This is a genomic window from Paenarthrobacter sp. NPDC057981, assembly GCF_042886835.1.
Classification (GTDB): domain Bacteria; phylum Actinomycetota; class Actinomycetes; order Actinomycetales; family Micrococcaceae; genus Arthrobacter.
The window spans coordinates 47,328-69,501 of the sequence record NZ_JBHVQI010000004.1 but is presented as its reverse complement, the minus strand read 5'-3'; the positions used below and the strand labels follow the sequence as shown (position 1 = coordinate 69,501).

The 22,174-nt window shown below is 63.0% G+C and carries 18 protein-coding genes; 4 read left to right on the top strand and 14 right to left on the bottom strand.

Translation table 11 applies throughout. The features are described from left to right. Window positions 1-100 precede the first annotated feature (100 nt). From ACFVSI_RS06605 to ACFVSI_RS06570, 8 genes are all read right to left on the bottom strand, one after another. Window positions 101-655 carry an NAD(P)H-dependent oxidoreductase gene (locus ACFVSI_RS06605; protein ID WP_387821055.1) on the bottom strand — a complete coding sequence of 185 codons (555 nt, stop codon included), beginning with the start codon at window positions 653-655 and terminating at the stop codon, window positions 101-103. 369 nt (window positions 656-1,024) lie between these two features. After that, on the bottom strand, window positions 1,025-2,728 hold the full coding sequence (locus ACFVSI_RS06600) for a ComEC/Rec2 family competence protein (RefSeq protein ID WP_387821052.1): 1,704 nt from the start codon (window positions 2,726-2,728) through the stop codon (window positions 1,025-1,027). Further along, complete coding sequence (locus ACFVSI_RS06595) at window positions 2,721-3,602, bottom strand: helix-hairpin-helix domain-containing protein (protein WP_387821049.1); 882 nt, start codon at window positions 3,600-3,602, stop codon at window positions 2,721-2,723. The genes ACFVSI_RS06600 and ACFVSI_RS06595 overlap by 8 nt, the downstream gene beginning before the upstream one ends. 146 nt (window positions 3,603-3,748) lie before the next feature. Then, window positions 3,749-4,783: a DegV family protein gene (locus ACFVSI_RS06590; protein WP_387821046.1), complete on the bottom strand. Its 1,035-nt coding sequence runs from the start codon at window positions 4,781-4,783 to the stop codon at window positions 3,749-3,751. 8 nt (window positions 4,784-4,791) lie between these two features. Beyond that, window positions 4,792-7,320, bottom strand: a complete 2,529-nt coding sequence (gene leuS, locus ACFVSI_RS06585; RefSeq protein ID WP_387821376.1) for a leucine--tRNA ligase — start codon at window positions 7,318-7,320, stop codon at window positions 4,792-4,794. Between the two features lie 313 nt (window positions 7,321-7,633). Further along, window positions 7,634-9,148 (bottom strand): glycerol kinase GlpK, encoded by a 1,515-nt coding sequence (gene glpK / locus ACFVSI_RS06580; protein WP_387821043.1) that lies wholly within the window; start codon window positions 9,146-9,148, stop codon window positions 7,634-7,636. 79 nt (window positions 9,149-9,227) lie between these two features. After that, window positions 9,228-9,980: an MIP/aquaporin family protein gene (locus ACFVSI_RS06575; RefSeq protein WP_274262826.1), complete on the bottom strand. Its 753-nt coding sequence runs from the start codon at window positions 9,978-9,980 to the stop codon at window positions 9,228-9,230. 168 nt (window positions 9,981-10,148) lie between these two features. Further along, window positions 10,149-11,933, bottom strand: a complete 1,785-nt coding sequence (locus ACFVSI_RS06570; RefSeq protein WP_387821039.1) for a glycerol-3-phosphate dehydrogenase/oxidase — start codon at window positions 11,931-11,933, stop codon at window positions 10,149-10,151. A gap of 122 nt (window positions 11,934-12,055) precedes the next feature. Between ACFVSI_RS06570 and ACFVSI_RS06565 the strand changes: the two genes are divergently transcribed. Genes ACFVSI_RS06565 through ACFVSI_RS06550 form a run of 4 tightly spaced genes read left to right on the top strand, consistent with a single transcriptional unit; the run spans window position 12,056 to window position 15,967 of the window. After that, a complete protein-coding gene (locus tag ACFVSI_RS06565) occupies window positions 12,056-13,018 on the top strand; it encodes a sugar-binding transcriptional regulator (protein WP_387821036.1) in 963 nt (320 codons plus the stop codon). A 34-nt stretch (window positions 13,019-13,052) separates the two neighbouring features. After that, window positions 13,053-13,934: an aldo/keto reductase gene (locus tag ACFVSI_RS06560; protein WP_387821033.1), complete on the top strand. Its 882-nt coding sequence runs from the start codon at window positions 13,053-13,055 to the stop codon at window positions 13,932-13,934. Between the two features lie 9 nt (window positions 13,935-13,943). Then, window positions 13,944-14,888 (top strand): alpha/beta fold hydrolase, encoded by a 945-nt coding sequence (locus ACFVSI_RS06555; RefSeq protein ID WP_387821030.1) that lies wholly within the window; start codon window positions 13,944-13,946, stop codon window positions 14,886-14,888. After that, the gene (locus tag ACFVSI_RS06550) at window positions 14,885-15,967 is read left to right on the top strand and encodes a glycosyltransferase family 4 protein (protein ID WP_387821027.1); all 1,083 of its coding nucleotides are present in this window, start codon (window positions 14,885-14,887) and stop codon (window positions 15,965-15,967) included. Before ACFVSI_RS06555 ends, ACFVSI_RS06550 begins: the two co-directional genes overlap by 4 nt. An 11-nt stretch (window positions 15,968-15,978) precedes the next feature. Here ACFVSI_RS06550 and ACFVSI_RS06545 read toward each other — a convergent pair whose 3' ends face one another. From ACFVSI_RS06545 to mihF, 6 genes are all read right to left on the bottom strand, one after another. Continuing rightward, complete coding sequence (locus ACFVSI_RS06545) at window positions 15,979-18,087, bottom strand: primosomal protein N' (protein WP_387821024.1); 2,109 nt, start codon at window positions 18,085-18,087, stop codon at window positions 15,979-15,981. A gap of 165 nt (window positions 18,088-18,252) precedes the next feature. Further along, window positions 18,253-19,482, bottom strand: a complete 1,230-nt coding sequence (metK, locus tag ACFVSI_RS06540) for a methionine adenosyltransferase (protein ID WP_172323244.1) — start codon at window positions 19,480-19,482, stop codon at window positions 18,253-18,255. A 76-nt stretch (window positions 19,483-19,558) separates the two neighbouring features. Then, window positions 19,559-20,818 carry a bifunctional phosphopantothenoylcysteine decarboxylase/phosphopantothenate--cysteine ligase CoaBC gene (gene coaBC, locus ACFVSI_RS06535; protein ID WP_387821020.1) on the bottom strand — a complete coding sequence of 420 codons (1,260 nt, stop codon included), beginning with the start codon at window positions 20,816-20,818 and terminating at the stop codon, window positions 19,559-19,561. Window positions 20,819-20,845: 27 nt separating this feature from the next. Continuing rightward, entirely contained in the window at window positions 20,846-21,106 is a 261-nt protein-coding gene (rpoZ, locus tag ACFVSI_RS06530) for a DNA-directed RNA polymerase subunit omega (protein ID WP_017197559.1), read from the bottom strand. Window positions 21,107-21,144: 38 nt separating this feature from the next. Beyond that, window positions 21,145-21,717 (bottom strand): guanylate kinase, encoded by a 573-nt coding sequence (gene gmk / locus ACFVSI_RS06525; RefSeq protein WP_387821017.1) that lies wholly within the window; start codon window positions 21,715-21,717, stop codon window positions 21,145-21,147. 22 nt (window positions 21,718-21,739) lie between these two features. Further along, window positions 21,740-22,066: an integration host factor, actinobacterial type gene (mihF, locus tag ACFVSI_RS06520; RefSeq protein WP_387821014.1), complete on the bottom strand. Its 327-nt coding sequence runs from the start codon at window positions 22,064-22,066 to the stop codon at window positions 21,740-21,742. Between the last annotated feature and the right edge of the window lie 108 nt (window positions 22,067-22,174).

The following is a 22,174-nucleotide window of genomic DNA, read 5'->3' as shown; positions in this document are numbered from 1 at the left end:
AGTAATCCCCCGGCTCCTCGCGGGCGATCAATGAACCAAAGGCACCAAGCATTCAATGCATCGCCCATCCAGGCCGCTGCCGTACCGGCGGCTATAAGTGTCAGCTGACGGGGGAACCACCGGTCGCAACGAGTCGTCCGTACCCTTTGGCGTCCAGCACGAGGTCCTCGTTTGTGGGGTTGAGCATCATGCCGTAGACAGGGTGGAAACCTTGATAGTCGAATTGGCAGAACTCAAGGGTTTGGCGGACGGGAGCCAGGTACTCATCAAGGCTCCGCCGGGCGACGCCTTCTGATGTATAAGTGTCCATGGCACTGCCGACCGATACTGCCAACCAGGCCTTCTTGCCGTTGAGTTCAGAGGCCGAGCCATCAAGTGTGAAAGCAAATCCGTAGTTCAGAACGGCATCGAACCATGCCTTCATTAGCGGTGTGACGTTGTACCAGCACAGCGGGAACTGCAGGATTAGCGTTTCGTGATCTCGCAGCAACTGCTGTTCACGGGCAACATCGATCTCAAAGTTGGGATATCTCCCGTACAAGTCATGGACGGTGACGTCGGCCAAGGTCTGCATCTCTGCCAGCCGGGCGGCGTTGGCTCGGGAGTCTTCGAGATTCGGGTGCGCGACGATGACTAGTGTGCGATTGGTGCTCACAGTTTGTTCCGTTCTTATTCGATTCGCCAACCTGGATGTCCCCATGGTCTTAGGGGAAGTTGGCAAAGTGACATTGGCTCGAATTGCCACCGCCAGAGACGACAAAGCCGGCTGGGCAAGCTCCTAACCACCGGATATGAAACAATCAGCCCGGCCGCGCTTACAGCGGCCAAAGACCCCGTGAACAGCGGCATAAGACCCCATGACTGCATATCCAGGGAGCCACCCTCATAGAATCCCGCGTGGACCTGATCAGCTCCAGGTCCGGGGTTGTGGAGCTGACCAGGTCCATCGCACGAATTCCCAAGTACTCCTCAGATCCGGCGGCCAGCGCTACAGCGGCGGGCGCGGGCGTCACGCCACTCGGTGTTATTTGTCGGGATTTTCTTGGTTCTCGCGTTTTGGGCAGCAGCCACTGGCTTTAGGTCTGCCATGCCTGCGGCGTTGGCTTCGAACGGCACCCCTTGGATTCGCACGACGCGGGACACGTCGTTCCAGGGATTCCAGGCCTTTCATGATCCTGCCGTGAAAGGCCAGCACAGTGCGGAGGAACGCTGCCGGATGGAGTACGCTCCACGTCATCAGGACGGCGACGGCCGAGAACGTAAGCATTGAAGCGATCCCTACGGGCCCGTCGGCCCACGGCAGTGCCGCCCCGGGCAGGCCCGCGAAATACCTGGCCACGCCCGCAACCGCCGCTGCACATCCACCGGCGACTGCCACGGGCACCACCGCCAACCAGGGCGCCAACGCGGCCAGTGGAACAGCGATCGTACCGAGAATGGTCACTGGGGCCACCAAAGGACCGGCCACTACATTGGCTAGGAATGAATACGGCGTAAATTGCGGCTGGAGTGCCACGATGACGGGGCCACACAGCAGCTGGGCGGACAAGGGAACTGCCACTCCGGCAGCGATCCACCTGGGAACGCGGGCAGGGATCCAGGAGGCAATCCGGCGGGCTAAGAGCACGATACCGAGAGTGGCCAGCACGGACAGGAGGAAACCCACGTTCCCAGCCATAGCCGGGTCAATAAGCAACAGGACCGCTGTGGCAACGCAAAGGAATGTGAGGGATCGTCCGCGTAGCCCGCCTGCCAGGGCGGCCAGACCTACGGCCCCCATGACGGCTGCACGCAACACACTCGGATCAGGACCGACCATGACAACGAACCCCGCCAGTCCGCTTGCCGCCAAGGCGGCGGAGAGCGGGCGCGACAGCCGGAACGACCGCGCCATGACGATGAACCCTCCAAGGATTAAGCTGCAATTGGAGCCGCTAACGGCAGTCAAATGGGTCATACCGGTGGTCTTCATATCGGTACCGAGGCTCTCCGGCATCGCACTGGTATCTCCCGTAACCATCCCCGGCAAAAGCCCGGCAGCGTCAGCAGGCAACCATTGTGTGGCGCTGACAAACGCTTGCTTAAGCTGTCCTGCCGATTGACGGACATCGAACTGTGAGCGGATCACGACGGGTCCGGACGACGCCGACAGAATAGCTGCTTCTGTTTGCCCCTCCCGCACTTCCTTCAGGATCCCGGTGGTTCTGACAAGTTGGCCGGGTTGCACCTCCTTCCACGAATCGCCTCCGGTCACCACGACCTCGGCGGCTCCCCGCGTCACTGTGCCCTTGGCGGTGACTTCCTTCATGGTGGCCTCCACTGTCCATCTGGATGCACCTGTATGACCCGGCACGCTCGCTTCCTTGGGGCTTGCCTTGATCAGGAGCTGGATGACCACGCCGTCCTTGCCCGCGACTGCCTCCGCCAGGGGTCCGGCCTCGCGCTGGGTTGCTACGGCAGCGCAGTGGACTGCAACTGAGGCGCCCATGAAACACGCCAGTGCAAAGGTTGCCGGCAGTGTCCTGGCGCGGGTTCCGGCGGGTTGCCGGCGGCGTCCACCGATCATCAGGACCGCTGCGGCGAACGCCAGGACCCCGGCCGTTGCCCAAGACCAAAGGGCCCCATTGAAGCTGCCCACCAGCGCCGCACCCCAGGAGGTGGCGACGGCGGGCACCAGCCTGAGATCCGTTCGCTTGGCTGGCTCTGTTTCGGCCCTGGCCTCAGCCACCTTGCACCGTCACAAGGTCCTTGAGTGACTCCATGAGCTTGGGCCCGATTCCATCCACCGCATCAAGTTCGTCCACGGACGTGAACGCTCCGTGCTCCTTGCGCCAATCCAGTATCCGCCGTGCTGTGACTGGCCCTACCCGCGGCAATGTCCCGAGTTCCTCCAATGACGCCGTGTTGATATTGATCTTGGCGCCAACTGCTGGAGGACGAGTTGCCCCGCTGGCGATCCCGTTACCGGTACCGGAGGACGCCGTTGGTGGAGCCGCCTCTCCCACCAGGGGGACGTACAGTTTGCTTCCGTCCGTGAGCACTTCGGCGAGGTTGAGGGCCGCCAGCTCGGCGTTCGGCGCAGCCCCACCGGCGGCACTGATGGCCTGGAACACCCGGCTCCCCTGCGGCAAAGAGACAACCCCGGGCTTGCCCACCGCACCGGCCACATGGACAACGACCACCCCTGCGCCCCCTTCCGGGGCCGCAGGCAAAGAGTCCGGGGAGTCAGTCACTTCTGCTCTTGTGGTGGTACCCGGGCTGGTCGGACCTGTCGATGCCCCAGCCTCGCTTAACGGCTCCGAGGTTGCTTGTCCGTCTGCGAGCTGCCAGAGGTGCCAAGCAACGAGTGAAGCACCCACCACGGCAAGGAGCGCAGCAACCCTCCAGGATGTGCGCCACCGCAGCCGAGTTCCAGGCTGACTATGGTCCTCTCCCCCTGCCAACAGCGAGTCCAAATCGCCTGTGGCTGCCTCGGGATCAGGGGCATCAGCCAGGTCCAACAACGGTTGACCGCCGCCGTCAGGGATCATTCGGGCGGCAAACCGCTCCCGCGCGGCCCGCGCTGCGGCGTCTGGTGATACGTCGCGATTCCAGCGTGGCATGAACCGAGCCTACGGCCGGTTACGCGGCCCCGCCGCGCGGTTTCAGCGCTATGTGGATAACCGGAACAGATTGAAGTTGCCACCGCCAGCACGGCTCCCGCAGCACTCCACACGCAGAAGAGTCGGCGGAAAGTTTTGCCCCGATGTCATCCCGCCGGCGTGCTGCTCTCCCCCACAATAACCGCCAGAACTCCAAGCCCGGCATGCGCGGCCAGGACGGCGGGCAAGGCACTGATCTGCGGCGCCGGGCAGTCCGGGCAGTTTTCGTTCAACCGCGCAGCCAGGGCTTCGGCCTCGATTTGGTTGCCGAAATGATGGACTGCCAAGCGTTGTTGGCCTGACGGGCGGGAGGCAACGTCGGCAGCAACGATCTCCTCGAGACGGGCTATGGCGCGCACAGCGGAACGCACCTTCTCGAGCGGCACGATCTTGCCGCCGTCGACCGCCAATATCGGCTTGATGGCCAGCACCGTACCTAAGAGCGACGCAGCCCCGCCGATACGCCCACCCCGCCTCAGCTGCTCCAGGCTGGGGACGTAGAAGTACACCTTGGTACGTTCCATGCGCTCCACGGCGAAGCCCCGGACCTCGGCAGCCCCTCGACCGTCGGCCGCGGCAACGACAGCGCTTTGAACACCCATCCCCAGGGCCATGCCCACTGTGCGGGAATCAACGACTTCCACGGGAATCGTCACGCGGGCCGCAGCCAGGCGGGCGGCGTCGGCGGTTCCTGAGAGCTCGGAAGAAATATGGATGGAGACCACTGACTCAAATCCACGGCGTTGGGCCGCCAGATACGCCTGCTCAAATTGCCCAGGCGATGGCCGCGAGGTTTTTACCGAGGCGCCCGAAGCGAGTGCCAACGACAACGTCTGGGTGATGTCGTCTTCACCTTCGCCATAGATCTCATTCCCCACCATCACCGGCATGGGAACAACGGCCAGACGACCGTCGGCCGTAAAAGCGGAAACCCAGTCCGCGGGCAGCGCGGCTGCTGAATCGGTGACCACGGCAGTCTTGACGACGGCGGCAAGTGGCTCGTCCGCGGCAGGAACCGCCGCCGCTGGTTGCCGGAGGCGCGCAACTCTTTCCTTGAGCCACATCCAAGCGGGTGGTTCTCGCTCAGGCACGCAACCTCCAAAGATGATGGCCGGCCGCCGGCACAGTGCCGGCGGCCGCACAGTCCCCGCTAGGCAGGAACGATGTTCACCAGTTTAGGTGCCCGCACGATCACGGTGCGGATGCCACGGCCGTCCAGTGCGCGCTGCACGTTTTCCGAAGCCAAGGCGAGCTCGCGGAGCTCGTCTTCGGCGACGTCAGGAGACACTTCCAGACGATCACGGACCTTGCCTTGGACCTGGACCACGGCAGTGACGGTGTCCTGGACCAGCAGGGCTTCATCGTGGGTGGGCCAGCCGGCGTTTGCCACGGATGCCGGGTGCCCCAGCGCGTTCCAGAGGTCCTCAGCGGTGTACGGAGCGAAGAGGCTCAGGATGACGGCAACGGCTTCGACTGCCTCGCGGACGGCGGGGTCCGCTGCGCCTGCACCGGAGTCAATGGTCTTGCGGGTGGCGTTGACCAACTCCATGAGGCGTGCCACAACGACGTTGAACTTGTTGTTGTCCAAGAGCTCGGCAGCGTCGGCAATGGTCTTGTGGGTCACCGTGCGCAGGGCACGGTCGCCCGCGGCCGGGTCGACACCGGGCTCGCTGCTGACGTCCTGGCCAAGGCGCCAGGCACGGGCCAGGAACTTGGCCGAACCCGACGGCGATACATCCGCCCAGTCGACGTCTTCTTCCGGTGGGGAGGCAAAGACCATGGTGAGGCGGACGGCGTCGACGCCGAACTTGTCCAGCTGCTCACCGAGGTCCACGCCGTTGCCGAGGGACTTGCTCATGGCTTTGCCGCCGTTGAGCACCTGCCCCTGGTTCAGGAGCGCAGAGAACGGCTCGTTGGCCTCGATCAGTCCAATGTCCTTGATGACCTTGGTAAAGAACCGGGCGTACAGCAAGTGCAGGATGGCGTGCTCCACGCCACCTACGTACTGGCCCACGGGCATCCAGTCATTGATCTTCTCAGGATCAAAGGGGCCCTCGGTGTACTGGGGCGATACAAAGCGCAGGAAGTACCAGGAGGAGTCCACGAAGGTGTCCATGGTGTCCGTGTCGCGCTGGGCAGCACGTCCACAGTTGGGGCATTCAACGTTGACCCACTCGACGGCGGCGGCCAGCGGGGAGGTCCCCTTCGGGGCCAGCGCTTCGCCACGCAGGTTGTCGGGAAGCCGGACCGGCAGCTGGTCATCGGGCACGGGTACTTCGCCGCATTCACCACAGTGGATGATCGGGATGGGCGTGCCCCAGAAACGCTGACGGCTCAGCAGCCAGTCACGCAACCGGAAGTTGACGAACTTTTCGCCGGTTCCGAGCTTTTCCAGGATCTGGATGGCTGCCGGAATGGCTTCGGCCTTGGACAGTCCGTCCAGCTCGCCGGAGTTGATGAGCGTGCCTTCGCCGGCGGTTGCCACACCGGTCTCGGCCGGGTTCTCGTCGCCGGTTTCAAGCACAGGGCGTACGGGCAGGTTGAAGGCCTTGGCGAAGTCGAGGTCGCGCTGGTCGTGGGCGGGTACCGCCATGATGGCACCCGTGCCGTAGTCGGCCAACACGTAGTCTGCGGCCCACACCGGCAGCTTTTCACCGTTGAGCGGGTTGATGGCGTAACGGCCCGTGAAGACACCGGTCTTCTCGCGCTCGGTGGACTGACGTTCGATCTCCGAGAGGGCCTTGACCTTCTCGCGGTATGCCATGAGTTCGTCGTGCTGCTCCGGGGTCACCAGATCCAGCGCCAGGTGTGCATCAGCTGCGACGACGAAGAACGTTGCGCCGTAGAGGGTGTCGGGACGGGTGGTGAAGACGGTGACTTCGCGCTCGGCCCGCTCTTCCGTGGCTTCGATGACGAAGCGCACGTGGGCACCTTCGGACCGGCCGATCCAGTTGCGCTGCATGGCCAGCACGCGCTCGGGCCAGTGGCCCTGCAGCTGGTCCATATCTTCGAGCAGGCGGTCGGCGTAGTCAGTGATCTTGAAGTACCACTGGTTCAGGGACTTCTTGGTGACCGGCGTGCCACAGCGCTCACAGGCACCATTGACTACCTGCTCGTTGGCCAGGACGGTGAGGTCCTTGGGGCACCAGTTGACCGGGGAATCCTTGCGGTAGGCCAGTCCACGCTCGTAGAAGCGCTTGAACAACCACTGGGTCCACCGGTAGTACTCAGGGTCCGAGGTGTGGATGCGGCGCGACCAGTCAGCCGAGATGGCGTAGCGCTTGAACGATGCCGCCTGGGTGTCGATGTTGGCATAGGTCCACTCGCTGGGGTGGGCGTTGCGCTTGATGGCTGCGTTCTCGGCGGGCAGGCCGAAAGAGTCCCAGCCGATGGGGTGCAGGACGTCGAAGCCCTTCTGGCGCAGGTAACGTGCGACGACGTCACCCATCGCAAACGCTTCGGCGTGGCCCATGTGAAGGTCACCGGAAGGGTAGGGGAACATGTCCAGCACATAGCGGCGTTCGCGCGAGCCGTCGTCGGCAGGCGTGAAGACTTTGAGGTCCTCCCAGACCTGCGGCCACTTGGCTTCCATCGCAGCGAAGCTGTAGACGCCTTCTTCAGGCGCTTCGGCTGCGGCTGTCTGTGCTGTTCCGGTCTCTGTCTCCGGCTGAACGCTCACTGCTGCCCTCTTCTGTTCTTCGATGGCGGTATTGCCTCCTGCTGCGGCCCGGAATGCCCCGGACACACAAAAGCCCCTCAACAATGGAGGGGCGGCCGCACGGCTGATAAAGCCGGGCGGCTAGCTAAGCAGAAGGATCGCACGCATAGATCTACAATAGCGCACGATCCCCCAGCCCAGTCGCATCGAGCGGCTTAGGAAAGGCCGGCTCGCTGACGCCGTGCCGTTATGGGGGCCCGGGAACGGCTTCGGGCGTCCGCGAAGCGGGCGGGGCCCCCATAACGGCTAAGGCGTCAGGTCTGTCGAGTGATGCTTACTTAACGTCCTCGTCGACCCAGTCCATGGACTTGGTCACTGCCTTCTTCCAGAGTCGCAGCTGGCGCTCCTGTTCCTCCGCCGGCAACTGCGGCTCCCAGCGCTTGTCCTCGTTCCAGTTCGCGCTGAGCTCGCCAAGGTCCTTCCAGAATCCGACAGCAAGCCCAGCGGCGTAAGCAGCACCGAGCGCCGTGGTTTCCACGACCTTCGGGCGAACCACGGGCACACCGAGGATGTCGGCCTGGAACTGCATCAGTGCCTCGTTGGCGACCATGCCGCCGTCGACCTTCAACTCGGTGAGCGGAACGCCCGAGTCGGCGTTGACGGCGTCAAGTACCTCGCGGGTCTGGAAAGCGGTGGCTTCCAGGGCGGCACGGGCGATGTGGCCCTTGTTGGCGAACCGCGTAAGGCCCACGATTGCGCCGCGGGCGTCGGCGCGCCAGTACGGGGCGAAGAGGCCGGAGAAGGCGGGGACGATGTAGACGCCACCGTTGTCTTCCACCGCGGCGGCGAGTTGCTCGACCTCCGGGGCTGAACTGATCATGCCCAGGTTGTCGCGCAGCCACTGGATGAGCGAACCCGTCACGGCAATGGAACCTTCAAGGGCGTAGTGCGGCTTCTCGTCACCCAGCTTGTAGCCAAGGGTGGTGAGGAGGCCGTTCTTGGAGTGGACGATTTCCTCGCCGGTGTTGAAGATCAGGAAGCAACCGGTGCCATAGGTGTTCTTCGCTTCGCCCGGCTGGAAGGCGGCCTGGCCGAATGTGGCGGCCTGCTGGTCACCCAGAATGCCGGCAACAGGGGTCTCGCGCAGCAGCTGCGAGGTGTGGACCTGGCCGTAAACCTCGGAGGAGGACTTGATGGTGGGCATCATGGACGCCGGAACACCGAAGATGTCCAGGATTTCCTGGTCCCATTGCAGGGTCTCAAGGTCCATGAAGAGGGTGCGCGAAGCGTTGGTGACGTCGGTGACGTGCACGCCGCCGTCGACACCGCCGGTCAGGTTCCAGAGGACCCAGGCGTCGGTGTTGCCGAGGAGGAGGTCGCCCGCTTCGGCCTTCTCGCGGGCACCGTCAACGTTGTCCAGGATCCACTTGATCTTGGTGCCGGAGAAGTAGGTAGCCAGGGGAAGGCCCACCTTCTGCTTGAACCGCTCAAGGCCTCCATCCTGTGCCAACTGGTCGACGATCGGCTGTGTGCGGGTGTCCTGCCACACAATGGCGTTGTAGACAGCCTCGCCGGTGTTCTTGTCCCACACCACGGCCGTTTCGCGTTGGTTGGTAATGCCGACGGCGGCAATGTCGTGCCGTGTCAGGTTCGCCTTTGACAGTGCCGAGGCAATGACTTCCCGGGTGTTGTTCCAGATTTCCGCCGGGTTGTGCTCAACCCAGCCGGCCTGCGGGAAGATCTGCTCGTGTTCCATCTGACCGGTGGAGACAATGTTCCCCGAGTGGTCGAAGACGATGGCGCGCGAACTGGTGGTGCCCTGGTCAATGGCGATGACGTATTGGTTCATTGTGACGTCCTTGTCTGTTCTTGTTGGTTACTCGGTTGGATCTGAAGCGTGCGGATAAGAACGATTTCTGCTGGCGGGCTCAGCCGGCAAGTGCCGGCATGATGCCCGGCACCAAAAGGCCCACGAGCCCGGCCAGGGCGCCGCCAACCAGGGGTCCTACGACAGGAACCCAGGAGTAGGCCCAGTCGCTGGAACCTTTGCCCTTGATGGGAAGGACGGCGTGTGCGATGCGCGGCCCGAGGTCACGTGCGGGATTGATGGCGTAACCGGTAGGACCACCGAGGGACACGCCGATACCTACGACGAGCAGCGCTACGGCCAGTGGCCCGAGGCCCGAGGGGGTGCCGCCAAAGGTCAGGATGACGAACACCAGGACAAACGTGCCGATGATTTCGGTGATGAGGTTCCACGGAGTTGAGCGGATGGCCGGGCCGGTGGAGAAGGTACCCAGCTTGTTAGCTGCCAGGGGCTCTTCATCGAAGTGCTGCTTGTAGGCGAGCCAGCAAACCACTGCGCCCAGGAAAGCGCCAAGGAGTTCACCACCGAAATAGGTCAGGGTCGAGCCGAAAGTGACGGCTACGTCCGGCGCATACTCCCCCTTGCCGTTGACCAGCAGGCCCAAGGTGACCGCCGGGTTCAGGTGCGCACCGGACTTGGCAGCCACGAAAACGCCCGCGAAGACCGCAATACCCCAGCCCCACGTCACCATCAAGAATCCAGCATTGTTGCCCTTGGTGCCTTTGAGCGCAACGTTGGCCACAACACCGCAACCCAACAGGGTCAGCATCATGGTTCCGAATACTTCGGAAAGGAAAACAATTCCAAGAGACATCTTTGACTCCTCTATTTTCTGTTGTCAGCCTCCTCGCGGGTGAAGAGGCTGTTGGGACGGTTCCGTTGTCTCCGGAACCGTCCCGGTGTGGTGGTCCCCGAACGGGCCCACCTACCCCCATTCCGTCCCTGCCGCGTGGTGGGACGGTCAAGCTGTTTTCAGTGCCGGCTAAGCTACGAGGCTGTGCACGTCCACCTTGTGGAACCTTTGGAGAACCTCCTGTGCGTGCCGGATCTCGGCCTCACGCGTTGCTGCATCCCAACCAAGCGGCTCGGACAGTGCTGCGGCGATCTCGTTGAGCAGTTCCCCGGTCACGAGGCCACGGAACGCCAGGGATGTCCTGCGGATGAGGACATCTATCAGGTGTCCGATCTGCTCGTGCTCGGCCATGAAGGCCAATTCACGGACACTGAGTTCGCGGGTTGAACGCAGCGGCTGGTCCTGGCCGGCATTGAGGTACTCGATGACGGTCTCTGCCCGGGTTCCGTAACGAGTCAGCAGGACGGCAACACGGTCGGCGTCCAAGCCCGGACCCATGTGCTTCTTGATCCATTCCTGTTCGCCCTGTTCCGTATCCGGGAAGCCGGCGCCCCCGCCGATGGCGAGTTTCGCCGTCGAGACCTTGCGCTCCATCCCCAGTTCGCGCAGGACGTCGTTCGTCATGTGTTCCGCCAAAGCGCGGAAGGTGGTCCACTTGCCGCCTACCAGGCTGAGTACGACGGCGTCCTTGCCGCCTGTCGTTGTCACGGCGTCTTTTCCGGTGCGGACGTTGCGCTCGATGCGGTAGTCGCGGGAGACGAAACCTGGCTGGGTCTCATCGTGCCGTGGCAAGGGACGGACACCTGCGAAGCTGTAGACGATCTGGTCGCGCTCCACTTTGATGGTGGGGAAGACATGGCCCACCAGGTCGAAGAAGTAGTCGATTTCTTCTTCGGTGCAGACGGCGTCCTCGGACATATCTGCGTCCACGTCGGTGGTACCCACCAGCACGCGGTCGCCCATCGGGTAGATCAGCACGATGCGCCCATCGGTGTGCTCGAAGAAGATCTCGCGGCCGTTGCAGGCCGCAAGCAGTTCGGGGTGGTCCAGGACAATGTGGGAACCCTTGGTGCCGCCCATGAACCTGCTGGCAGCCCCCATGGCCTGGTTGGTGAGATCCACCCATGCGCCAGTGGTGTTGACGATGACGTCGGCCTGGAAGTCGAATTCCTTGCCGGTCAGTTCGTCGCGCAGGCGGGCTCCGTCCGTTCCCATGGAGACAAGAGAGACGTAGTTGCTGGCACGGGCGCTTCCTCCGGGAAGTCCACCGCCGAGGCCGGCCTTCTCGCCATCCTGCAGGACGTCCAGGGTCAGGCGCTCAGGGTTGTGCACGGAGGCATCGAAGTAGGTTGCGGCGTACTTGATGCCGGAGTGCAGCTTGGGGAGCTCTGCAAGTGCCCGGGTCCGTCCGCGGAACTGGTGGCGCGGAACGCTGCCGCCGTCGCGGGAGAAGAAGTCATACATGCTCAGGCCGACCTTGATGAGGAACGCACCGCGTTCCTTGGGCTTGCCCTGCTTGTGGGTGAGGAAGCGCGTCGGAGCGGAGAGGATTCCCGAGAAGGTACTGAAGATCGGAATGGTGGTCTGCAGCGGCTTCACGTAGTGCGGGGCAATGCGGAGCAGCCTGTTGCGCTCAACGACGGACTCCTGGACAAGGCGGAACTCGCCGTTCTCGAGGTAACGGATGCCGCCGTGGATCATGTGCGACGACGCACCGCTGGCTCCTTGGCAGTAGTCGCCGCGTTCCACGAGCGCGACGTCGACGCCTTGCAGTGCGAGGTCCCGGAAGGTTCCGACACCATTGATGCCACCGCCGATGATGAGTACCTTCGCCGTCGGCCGCTCCTGAAGTGCGACGACGGAGTCACGCTGCTGTGAGTGCTGTGAGGTACCGGAAATCCTGTTGTGTCCCAAAACTGCTCCCTTGGGCTTGGTTCGTGCGCTGCGCCACTCGCTGCTGCACCGTTCACCACTAATCTTGCGAAGGTGGAAAATGGAGTCAAGCTATTTGCACAAACGTGCAGGAAGGAAATGAGATGGCACGATCACGTCACTCGGACGCACTCCGGGCTGCACAAATGTATTACTTGCAGGACCTGACCATGGATGCGATTGCCCGGGAGCTGCGGACGTCCCGGTCCACGGTCTCCAGGCTCCTCTCCTCCGCCCGCGAAACGGGTCTTGTCCAGGTCCAGATCCGCAGCCCCTTCGATACCGGACCCGAGCTCGAAAGTCAGATCCGGAGCCAGTACGGGGTGGATGTCCACGTGGTACCGGTACTGGACACGCTCAACGAAGCCGAGACCCTGGACCGCGTCGCCATGCAAGCTGCGCGGACCATTGGGCCGCTGGTGGACTCGAACGCCATTATTGGAGTTGCCTGGGGCGCCACCCTCAGCGCCGTCAGCCGACACCTCACCCGGAAGGTGACGCACGACAGCATCGTGGTCCAGCTCAATGGCGCTGGAAACATGCAAACCACCGGCATCACGTATGCCAGCGACATCATGCGCCGTTTCGGGAGCGCCTACGGTGCACGGGTCGAACAGTTCCCCGTACCCGCATTCTTCGATCACGCCGCTACAAAGACCGCCATGTGGAATGAACGCAGCGTTCAACGGATCCTGGATCTACAAGCCCGTATGAGCATTGCCATTTTCGGTGTGGGGTCAGTCGACTCCGACTACCCGAGCCACGTGTATGCCGGCGGTTACCTTGATGAACAAGACCTCACTGTGCTGGCCGCGGACGACGTCGTGGGCGATGTCGCAACAGTCTTCTTCCGCAGCGATGGATCATCGGACGGCATCACCTTGAACGAACGCTCAACCGGACCAAGCCACGAGCAACTCCGGCAAGTCCGTCGGCGGATCTGCGTGGTTTCCGGGGCATCGAAAATCAACGGGCTTCAAGGAGCTCTGGCCGCGGGCCTGGCCACGGACCTGATTTTGGATGAGGCCTCAGCACGACGCCTCGTCAGTTTCAACGGGCACTCCTGAAGTATTCGTGCAAGGAATGGGTAGAGTCATTGCTATGAGATCCCCCAGCCCGCTTGCCTTGAACAACGGCGTCACCATGGAACGTCTGGGATTCGGCCTCTATAAAGTCCCGCCCAATAATGCCGATGGCCTGGTCTCCAACGCATTGGGCGAGGGTTACAGGCGCTTCGACACTGCGGCCATGTACGGAAACGAAGTAGGTGTGGGGCGCGCCCTGGGGGGCGCCATCGGAGACGCAGCACGCTACAACAGCGACACGGGCGGATCGGGCGAGTCCCTCCACACCCTTGCACGCGAGGACGTGTTCGTCACCACCAAGGTCTGGAACGAGGACCACGGCTACGATTCCACGCTCCGCGCTTTCGATACCTCCATCTCCAATCTTGGGCTCGACTACGTGGACCTCTACCTCATCCACTGGCCTTGCGCCGAACGGGGACTCTTTGTCGAAACGTACAAGGCAATGGAGACCCTTTACAGGGAGGGCAAGGTCCGGGCGATCGGGGTGTCCAACTTCCAGCCAGGGCATCTGGATGAACTCATGCAGAAGGCCGAAGTTGTCCCCGCAGTTAACCAGATCGAGTTGCACCCCTGGCTGCAGCAGGGCCGTTTGCGGCTCCTGCACCAGCAGCTGGGCATCGCCACGGAGGCGTGGAGTCCCCTCGGCAGGGGCCAGGTGCTGGCGGACCCGGCCATAGTCGCCCTGGCCGAAAAATACAACCGCACTCCCGCGCAAATCATCCTGCGCTGGCACCTGCAGCTGGGCAACCTGGTCATTCCCAAGGCCAGCTCGGCAGCCAGGATCAAGGAAAACCACGAAGTCTTCGACTTCGAACTCGACGCGGCTGACATGGACGGAATGGCCGGACTGGAACGCCATCATCGAACCGGGTCGCACCCGGACAACGTGAAGTAGGACAACCGTATGGACTCAGTGGACACCGGGCGCTCCCCCAAGGGCGCACAGGCCCCCGCCCAATATTTCAGCAAAGAGTTGCGTTCCCGGACGCGGGCCTCCGAAGTGGAAGTCGACGGAAGCACCGTGGCCTACTGGATCTACGAGCCTGTATCCGCAACACCGGGCACCCGCACCATCCTTGTCATCCATGGCTTCAGGGGTGACCATCACGGCTTGTTGCGGGTAGCGGACCAGCTCCCCGAGATGCGGATCATCATGCCGGACCTGCCAGCCTTCGGAAGTTCGGAGCCGTTCATTGGCGATGAACATACAGTGGAACGGTACGGGAACTTCATCACCGGTTTCATGGCCGCACTTGACCTTGGACCCAAGACCGTGTTGCTGGGCCATTCCTTCGGCTCGATCATCGCAAGCCACTTCGCCGCGGCGCATCCTGGTGCGGTGTACCCGCTGATCCTGATCAACCCCATTGCAGCACCTGCACTGGAGGGACCCAAGGGCATCATGACCAAGCTTGCTGTCTTGTACTACCAGGCATCGGCAAAGCTCCCGCGCCGCGTCGGCTTGGCGGTTCTCCGAAACCGCGCAATAGTCCGGATCATGAGTGTCACCATGGCCAAGACCAAGGACAAGGAACTTCGTCGTTTCATCCACGGTCAGCATGACGCCTATTTCAGCGCGTTTGCGGACCGTAAGAGCCTGCTCGAATCATTCAAGGCCTCCGTCTCGGGGAACGTAGCGGACGTCGCGGAGCAACTGCACCTGCCCGTGCTGCTGGTTGCCGGCGAAAAAGACGAGATAGCCACCCTCCCCAGCCAGCACAAACTTATGGAGCGCCTGCCGGATGCAACGCTGGAAGTCATTCCCGGCGTCGGGCATTTGATCCACTACGAAACTCCGGTCCCCGCAGCAGCGGCGATCCGCGCCTTCCTGGAGGAACACCCCGCGTGAAAATTGTCATCGACGCCCGCTTTACCCGAACGGACCACCACGATGGCATCAGCCGGTACGGTTCCAGCCTCATCGCCGCGGTGTCGAAAATCGCCGACGTCACGATGCTCATCAGCGACAAGCGGCAGCTCGCCCTGTTGCCGGACGTCCCTTACGTCCTGATCAACAGCCCTCTTTCTCCCTTGGAGCTGTTCGTTTCCCGAAAGGTCAATCCCCTGGGCGCCGACGTCGTGGTGTGCCCCATGCAGACCATGGGCACGTGGGGGCGCAAGTATGGACTGGTCCTCACTCTCCACGACCTCATTTACTATGAGCACCCGGCTCCCCCGGGCTTCCTGCCTGCGCCGGTACGTGTTCTCTGGCGGCTGTACCACAAGGCCTACTGGCCGCAGCGGCTGCTGTTGAACCGGGCCGACATCGTGGCCACCATCAGCCACACCACCGAAGCCCTGATGGCCAAATACAGGCTCACCAATCGGCCTGTGCGGATTGTGGGGAACGCTCCCCAACCAGGACAAACACCACGCGATGCCACGGCCGGTGCTGACAAGACGCTGCTGTACATGGGCTCGTTCATGCCCTACAAGAACGTGGAAACCATGATCCGGGGCATGGCCGGATTGCAGGATTACAGCCTGCACCTTTTGAGCCGCATCACTGCCGAGCGCAAGACAGAACTGCAGGCTTTGGTTCCGGAAGGGGCCAAGGTCATCTTCCATAACGGCGTCACGGACGCCGAGTACGACTCCCTCCTGCTCCGGGCAACCGCACTCATCAGCCTTTCCCGTGCGGAGGGCTACGGCCTGCCGCTGGTGGAGGCCATGGCGTTGGGAACTCCCGTGATTGCCAGTGACATCCCCATCTTCAGGGAAGTTGGCGGCGACGCCGTCAGTTACGTTGATCCGGGCTCGCCCACGGACTTCGCCGCTGCCGTGAACGCCCTCGGTGACGAGGCCCTGTGGCAGCAGCGCTCACGCAGCTCCGTGGAGCGTGCCGCCGCGTTTAACTGGGACGATTCGGCACGGCAGCTGCTTTCTGCAGCCGAAGAGGTCGTGGCATTGCGGCACCGCAGGGCCTGAATTACACAGCGCTAGAGGACGTCTACTCCGTCAAGGCGGAGCTGGACGGGTCCAGCGGTGCGTTTGGCCGCGCTGGCCGCCTTGACTGCACGCATGACGCGCGTCGCCTCGGCAGCGTTCGTGTAGGGAATGAAGTAGAGCATGCGGACGTCCGCATCATCCTGTCCCGGAACCGCAGACGATGGGCCGCCGAACAGCTGCACGGGCGCTGGCCCGGCCTTCCTGAGCTGCCCGGCCAAGGAGGCAGCGGCTTCGAACGCCCCGGCAAAATGCCCAACGTCGGCCCTGCTTCCCGTTACCGAGGCCACCCGAACCGCCGGAGGCAACTGAAGTTCCTTCCGCAGCACCAACTCGCGCGAGGCGTAACCCGCGGCATCCCACCGCAAGAGGGCACCCGTCGCGGCGGTATCGTCCGCCGTGATGACCACCAAGCCACCCTGGCTGGCAGGCTTCACCAAGGAGGCGGCGTTGAACCACCGACGCACAGTGTCCTCGCCGGCTCGAAGGTTTTCGCGCCGGAGCAACGAATTGCCATCCAACAACAAAGCCGCGGCATAACCCTGGGAAGCCACCGGTTCAGCCCCGACGGTCGCCACCACCAAGGCAGGAGCGTCCGGAACTGTCGCTTTGACGTGTTCGCCGGACGAGGTCACTACAGCCTTGCCTGGAAATGCCCGGCCCAGTTCTTCTGCCGTCCTCATGACGCCGGCAGCACCCCTGCGCAGCCTGGTGCCGCTGCAGTGCGTGCAACGCCACTGCGGAGCAGGCGTGGCACACCAGCGGCAGGCAGGGATCGAAGAGCTGCTGGAAACGGCCAGCGGTCCCTGGCAGCTGTTGCACCGGGCAAGCTCCCGGCACGTCTCACACGCCAACGACGGAGCGTAACCGGCGCGGGCAACCTGCACCAGTACCGGGCCACGTTCAAGCCCTTCCTTCGCGGCTCGCCATGCGGCTCCCGGCAAGCGTGCGATGCGTGCCAAGGGATCGCGTTCCTGTTCGAAACTGTCAGCGGTATTCAGGACGCGCGGCACTGTGGCTCGGACGGTGCTTCGGGGCGCTTCAACCGGCACAGCCCACTGCAGCTCCACCAGGCGCTGGACTTCCGTACTCCGGCTGTGCGAGGCCATCAGGCATGCGGCGTTCTCCTGCTCCGCACGCAAGAGCAAAACTTCGCGGGTATGGGCGTAGGGGGCTCTTTGCTCAATGTGGAGATCGTCGCCGTCATCCCAGCACACCACCAGTCCAAGATCCTTGACCGGCGCGAAAGCAGCGGAACGGGTACCTACGGCCACCCGCGCGGAACCGCTCAAGAGGCGCAGGAAGTTGCGGTACCGGGGCGTCTGGCCGTCATCGGCGGTCAGACGGGCGACGTCGGACGGCGGCAGGACCGCTGCCAGCGCCGCTTCCACGCGGTCAAGATCCCGGTAATCAGGAACCACCACGATCGCGCCGCGTCCCGAGGATCTGACATTGGCCACCGCGGCGGCCACCAAGGCCGGCCACCCATCAGGACCGAATCCTTGCAGTGCGGTCAGAACGGCTTTGGGCGAACCACCACTGGCCAGGTGCTGCAGATACGCTGTGCCATTGGTGTAGCGACCCCAGGCATGGGCATTGAAAGCCGGTATTTCTTCTCCCCCGGTTTCCGAGTCATTGCCGGGCGGCACATCCCCGCTGAGCAATTCCTTCTCCACCTTGGCAACCCGTGGCGGGATGGCCGAGCGCAGGACATCACTGAGGGTTCCGGCGTACCGCGCGGAGACATTGCCTGCCAGCGTGGCAATGGCAGGCGTGAGGACCGTCACCGGCGAAACCACCTTATGCAGGGGTGTCAACGGCGATGCTGCATCTGAAGCATCGAGTCGCTCCAGGATGTAGCCGCCCAGTTCCTGGCCGTTGAACTTCACTTTCACCCGCACGCCGGGAGCCGCTTCCTCGGCCAGTTCAGCAGGGACGCTGTAATCAAAGGGCCTGTCCAGGTGCGGCAGCGGCGACTCCAGGACCACGCGGGCCACAGGAAGGTGTCCGGCCAAGGGCGGACCCTGGACAGAGGGCCGGTCCGGGAACCCTTGCAGCAACGAGGGCTGAAGCAATGACGGCTGGGCCTCAGGGCCTGCCATAACCTTCACCTCCAGCTCGTCGCACGATACTACCGCGCGCAGGAATAACTGCCGTATCCAACAATGCAGATGCCCGCAACGCGATTGATCCGCTGCGGGCATCTCTCTGGCTAAAGCCAATCACGAACCACCGACAAAACAACATCGCGGTGATCGCGGGTGGAATCAGGCGTTGAAGTATTCCTTCAAGTCCGCCACCCGGTCCAGCCGCTCCCAGGTGAAGTCGGGCTCGTCCCGTCCGAAGTGCCCATGTGCAGCCGTCTTGGCGTAGATGGGACGCTTGAGGTCCAAGGCATCAATGATGGCGCGGGGACGGAGGTCGAAGAGCTCGTCGATCGCTTCGCTGATGCGCGCGGGGTCGACCGTCTCCGTGCCGAAGGTCTCCACGTACGTTCCCACGGGGCGTGCCTGGCCGATGGCGTAGGCGATCTGGATCTCCGCACGCTTGGCAAGGCCGGCCGCCACCACGTTCTTCGCGACCCAGCGCATGGCGTAAGCCGCGGAACGGTCAACCTTGGACGGATCCTTCCCGGAGAACGCCCCACCGCCATGGCGGGAAAACCCGCCGTAGGTGTCCACGATGATCTTGCGGCCGGTCAAACCGGCGTCGCCGACGGGCCCACCGATGACGAACGCACCTGCGGGGTTCAGGATGTTCGCCGTGCGCGAGAGGTCAAGGTTTGATGCGGCAAGCACGGGATCGATGACGTAGCTCGCGAGGTCAGCGCGGAGCTGTTCCAGGCTCGCTTCCTCTGCATGCTGGCTGGAGATGACAACCGTTTCCACTGAAACCGGCCGGTCGCCGTCGTACCCTACCGTGACCTGGGTCTTGCCGTCGGGCCGCAGGTAGGCAAGTTCACCGTTCTTGCGGACCTCGGTGAGGCGTTCCGAAAGGCGGTGCGCCAGCCAGATGGGCGTCGGCATGTAGGAAGCTGTTTCATCACTGGCATAGCCAAACATGATGCCTTGGTCGCCGGCACCCTGGAGGTCGTAATCGTCCTCCTGGCGTCCCTCGCGGGCCTCCAGAGAGTTGAAGACGCCCCCTGCGATGTCGTTGGACTGTTGGCCGATGGAGACTGACACGCCGCAGCGGGCACCGTCGAATCCGTTGGCGGACGAGTCATAGCCGATGCCCAGAATGGTCTCACGGACAATCTGCGGAATTTCGACGTAGGCATCGGTGGTGACCTCACCGGCAACGTGCACCAAACCTGTGGTGGCCATCGTTTCGACAGCCACGCGCGATTCAGGGTCCGCGGCGAGCAACGCGTCCAGAATGGAGTCGCTGATCTGGTCGCAGATCTTGTCCGGGTGCCCTTCGGTCACCGACTCTGACGTGAAGAGGCGGAGCTTGGACGGGGTGCCATGGTGTTCATGGTGCAGCGGTAAAGTCACTCGACCACCTTACTGGGTTGCGGGAAAACGGCATCGGCCGTGTGTCCCTTTGCTAAGAATTCAGGGATGGGCTCGGTCACATGGCCGGGAAGACCCGCGCGAGCTCTGCACCCACGCGATCGACCACCGCGGCAGCAACATCCGCCTTGGAACCGGCAGCGGACTGAGGTTCAGCGCCATGGCCGGAGAGGATGACGACGGAGTTCTCGTCCTGCCCGAAAACCTGACCGACTCCCACCTGGTTGACAACAAGAAGATCGCAGCCCTTGCGTTTGAGCTTGGCAGTTGCGTGCTCCAGGACATCGCCCTGGGCGTCTCCGGTTTCTGCCGCGAAACCAACGATCAATTGCTGACCACCTGCTGCGTTCCGCCGTTCCACGAGCTCATGGAGGATGTCCGGATTGCGGACCAGGCGCACGAGCGGCGCGTCCTCGCCGTCGACCTTTTTGATTTTCGTATCCGAAACTTCGGCCGGACGGAAGTCGGCGACGGCGGCAGCCATGATGACGACGTCGGAATCGGCCTGCGCTTTCAGCGCTGCCTCGCGCAGCTCCAAGGCTGACTCAACGCGGATAAGCTCGACGCCGGCGGGCGGCTCGACGTCCATGTGTGCGGCCAGGAAACGCACCGTTGCTCCGGCAGCCAGAGCAGCGGCGGCCAGAGCAACGCCCTGCTTGCCGGATGAACGATTGCCGAGGAACCGGACAGGGTCGAGGGCTTCCCTTGTTCCACCGGCCGAAATCGTGACGGTCCTGCCAGCGAGCGACGTGTGCGGGGCCGAAGGCACCGTGGTGCCTTCCGTGGTCCCGGCGGCGTCCGCCAATGCGATGGCCGCGGCAAAGATGGCTTCGGGCTCGGGCAGGCGGCCCGGACCGGAGTCGGCACCAGTAAGGCGTCCGGATGCAGGTTCGAGGACTGTCACGCCACGACTGCGCAACGTTTCCACGTTGGCTTGCGTTGCTGCATGCTGCCACATCTCAGTGTGCATCGCCGGAGCGAAAAGCACCGGGCCGTGGGCCATCAGCAAGGTGTTGGTCAGGAGGTCGTTGGCCTGACCCGTGGCTGCTCTCGCCAGAAGATCGGCAGTGGCCGGAGCAATGACGATCAGGTCAGCCTGATGCCCGAGGCGGACATGGTTAACCTTGTCGACGTCGTCAAAGACGCTGTTGCTCACCGGGTTGCCCGAGAGTGCTTCCCACGTGGCGACTCCGACAAAACGGGTAGCAGCTTCCGTGGGAATCACCGTGACCTGGTGGCCGGCTTCAGTAAAAAGCCGGAGGAGCGATGCGACCTTATAGGCTGCAATCCCTCCCCCGACTCCGAGGACTATGCGCACGTGACCTCCGTCAACAGGCAGTCTGCTTTATTCTGCGGGCTCGATCGGCGTGGAAACCAGCAGGCCTTCGTTGATCTCGCGGAGGGCGATCGAGAGCGACTTTTCGTTCAGCTTGGTGTCAACCAACGGACCGACGTACTCGAACAGGCCCTCGTGCAGCTGGGCGTAGTAAGCGTTGATCTGACGGGCGCGCTTGGCGCCGAAGATCACCAGGCCGTACTTGGAATCGGCAGCCTCAAGCAGCGAATCGATCGGCGGGTTGATGATGCCTTCAAGGTTCGTGGACACGAATTCTCCAAATTCTAGCGGGCCAACAAACAGGCGCTTTAGCGCCCGTGCGGGGTAAGCCCCATGAGTGAAACAAGCTCGTCCGCTGCCCGGCGAACGTCGTCATTGATGACGGTGTGGTCAAACTCCGGTTCAGCAGCAAGTTCCAGTTTAGCGGTTTCCAGCCGACGCTGCTGTTCTTCGGCTGTTTCCGTGCCGCGGCCAACGAGTCGACGGACCATCTCGTCCCAGCTGGGCGGGGCCAGGAAGACAAAGTTTGCATCGGGGACGGCAGCCTTGACCTGCCGTGCACCCTGAAGGTCGATCTCAAGCAGGACCGACTTTCCCTCAGCGATGGCGGCTTCAACCGTGCTGCGAAGCGTGCCGTAGCGGTTCTGGCCATGGACCACAGCCCACTCCAGCAATTGACCGTCAGCCACCAGGGAATCGAACTCTTCGGCGGACTTGAAGAAATAGTGGACCCCATCCTTCTCACCCGGACGGGCTGCCCTGGTGGTGGCCGACACCGAAAGCCAAACCTCTGGATAGTTGTCCCTGATGTAGGTGGATACGGTTCCCTTGCCAACGGCAGTGGGGCCGGCAAGGACGGTCAGTCCAGGATTCTTGCTCACGGATTCCTTCGGGGAAATGCGTTTAAACGCTTTGTTGGGTATCCATAAAATCTACCAGCGCTTTAGCCTGATGAATTCCCAACCCCCTGATGCGCCGGGATCCGGCGATTCCGATATCCGCCATGATTCCGGCGGCCCTGACTGGGCCTATGCCAGGCAATGCCTCCAGAAGCTCCACCACCCGCATGCGCGCGATCGCCTCGTCGGTGGCTCCCGAAGAGATCAACTCCGCGATGCTCACTTCGCCGCGCTTGAGCTTTTCCTTGGCCGCGGCCCGCACCGCCCGGGCCTTCGCGGCCTTTTCCAACGCATCGGCGCGTTCTTGCGGTGTCAGCTCTTTAAGGCCCACTGCTGAACCCCTGTCAGATCGAGTTAATGATGCAGGTCAGGCGACTGATCCTGAACCTACCTGCAGGGGCGCAGTTGCGCAATGAGTTGGACCAACGCGGGGTCACTT

What these genes read in the sequence shown, in the direction of transcription:
- ACFVSI_RS06595 (WP_387821049.1), bottom strand. Translation starts at nt 3,602, where the DNA reads ATGCCACGCTGGAATCGCGACGTATCACCAGACGCCGCAGCGCGGGCC.
- glpK (WP_387821043.1), bottom strand. Translation starts at nt 9,148, where the DNA reads ATGAACCAATACGTCATCGCCATTGACCAGGGCACCACCAGTTCGCGC.
- ACFVSI_RS06575 (WP_274262826.1), bottom strand. Translation starts at nt 9,980, where the DNA reads ATGTCTCTTGGAATTGTTTTCCTTTCCGAAGTATTCGGAACCATGATG.
- ACFVSI_RS06565 (WP_387821036.1), top strand. Translation starts at nt 12,056, where the DNA reads ATGGCACGATCACGTCACTCGGACGCACTCCGGGCTGCACAAATGTAT.
- ACFVSI_RS06560 (WP_387821033.1), top strand. Translation starts at nt 13,053, where the DNA reads ATGAGATCCCCCAGCCCGCTTGCCTTGAACAACGGCGTCACCATGGAA.
- ACFVSI_RS06555 (WP_387821030.1), top strand. Translation starts at nt 13,944, where the DNA reads ATGGACTCAGTGGACACCGGGCGCTCCCCCAAGGGCGCACAGGCCCCC.
- ACFVSI_RS06545 (WP_387821024.1), bottom strand. Translation starts at nt 18,087, where the DNA reads ATGGCAGGCCCTGAGGCCCAGCCGTCATTGCTTCAGCCCTCGTTGCTG.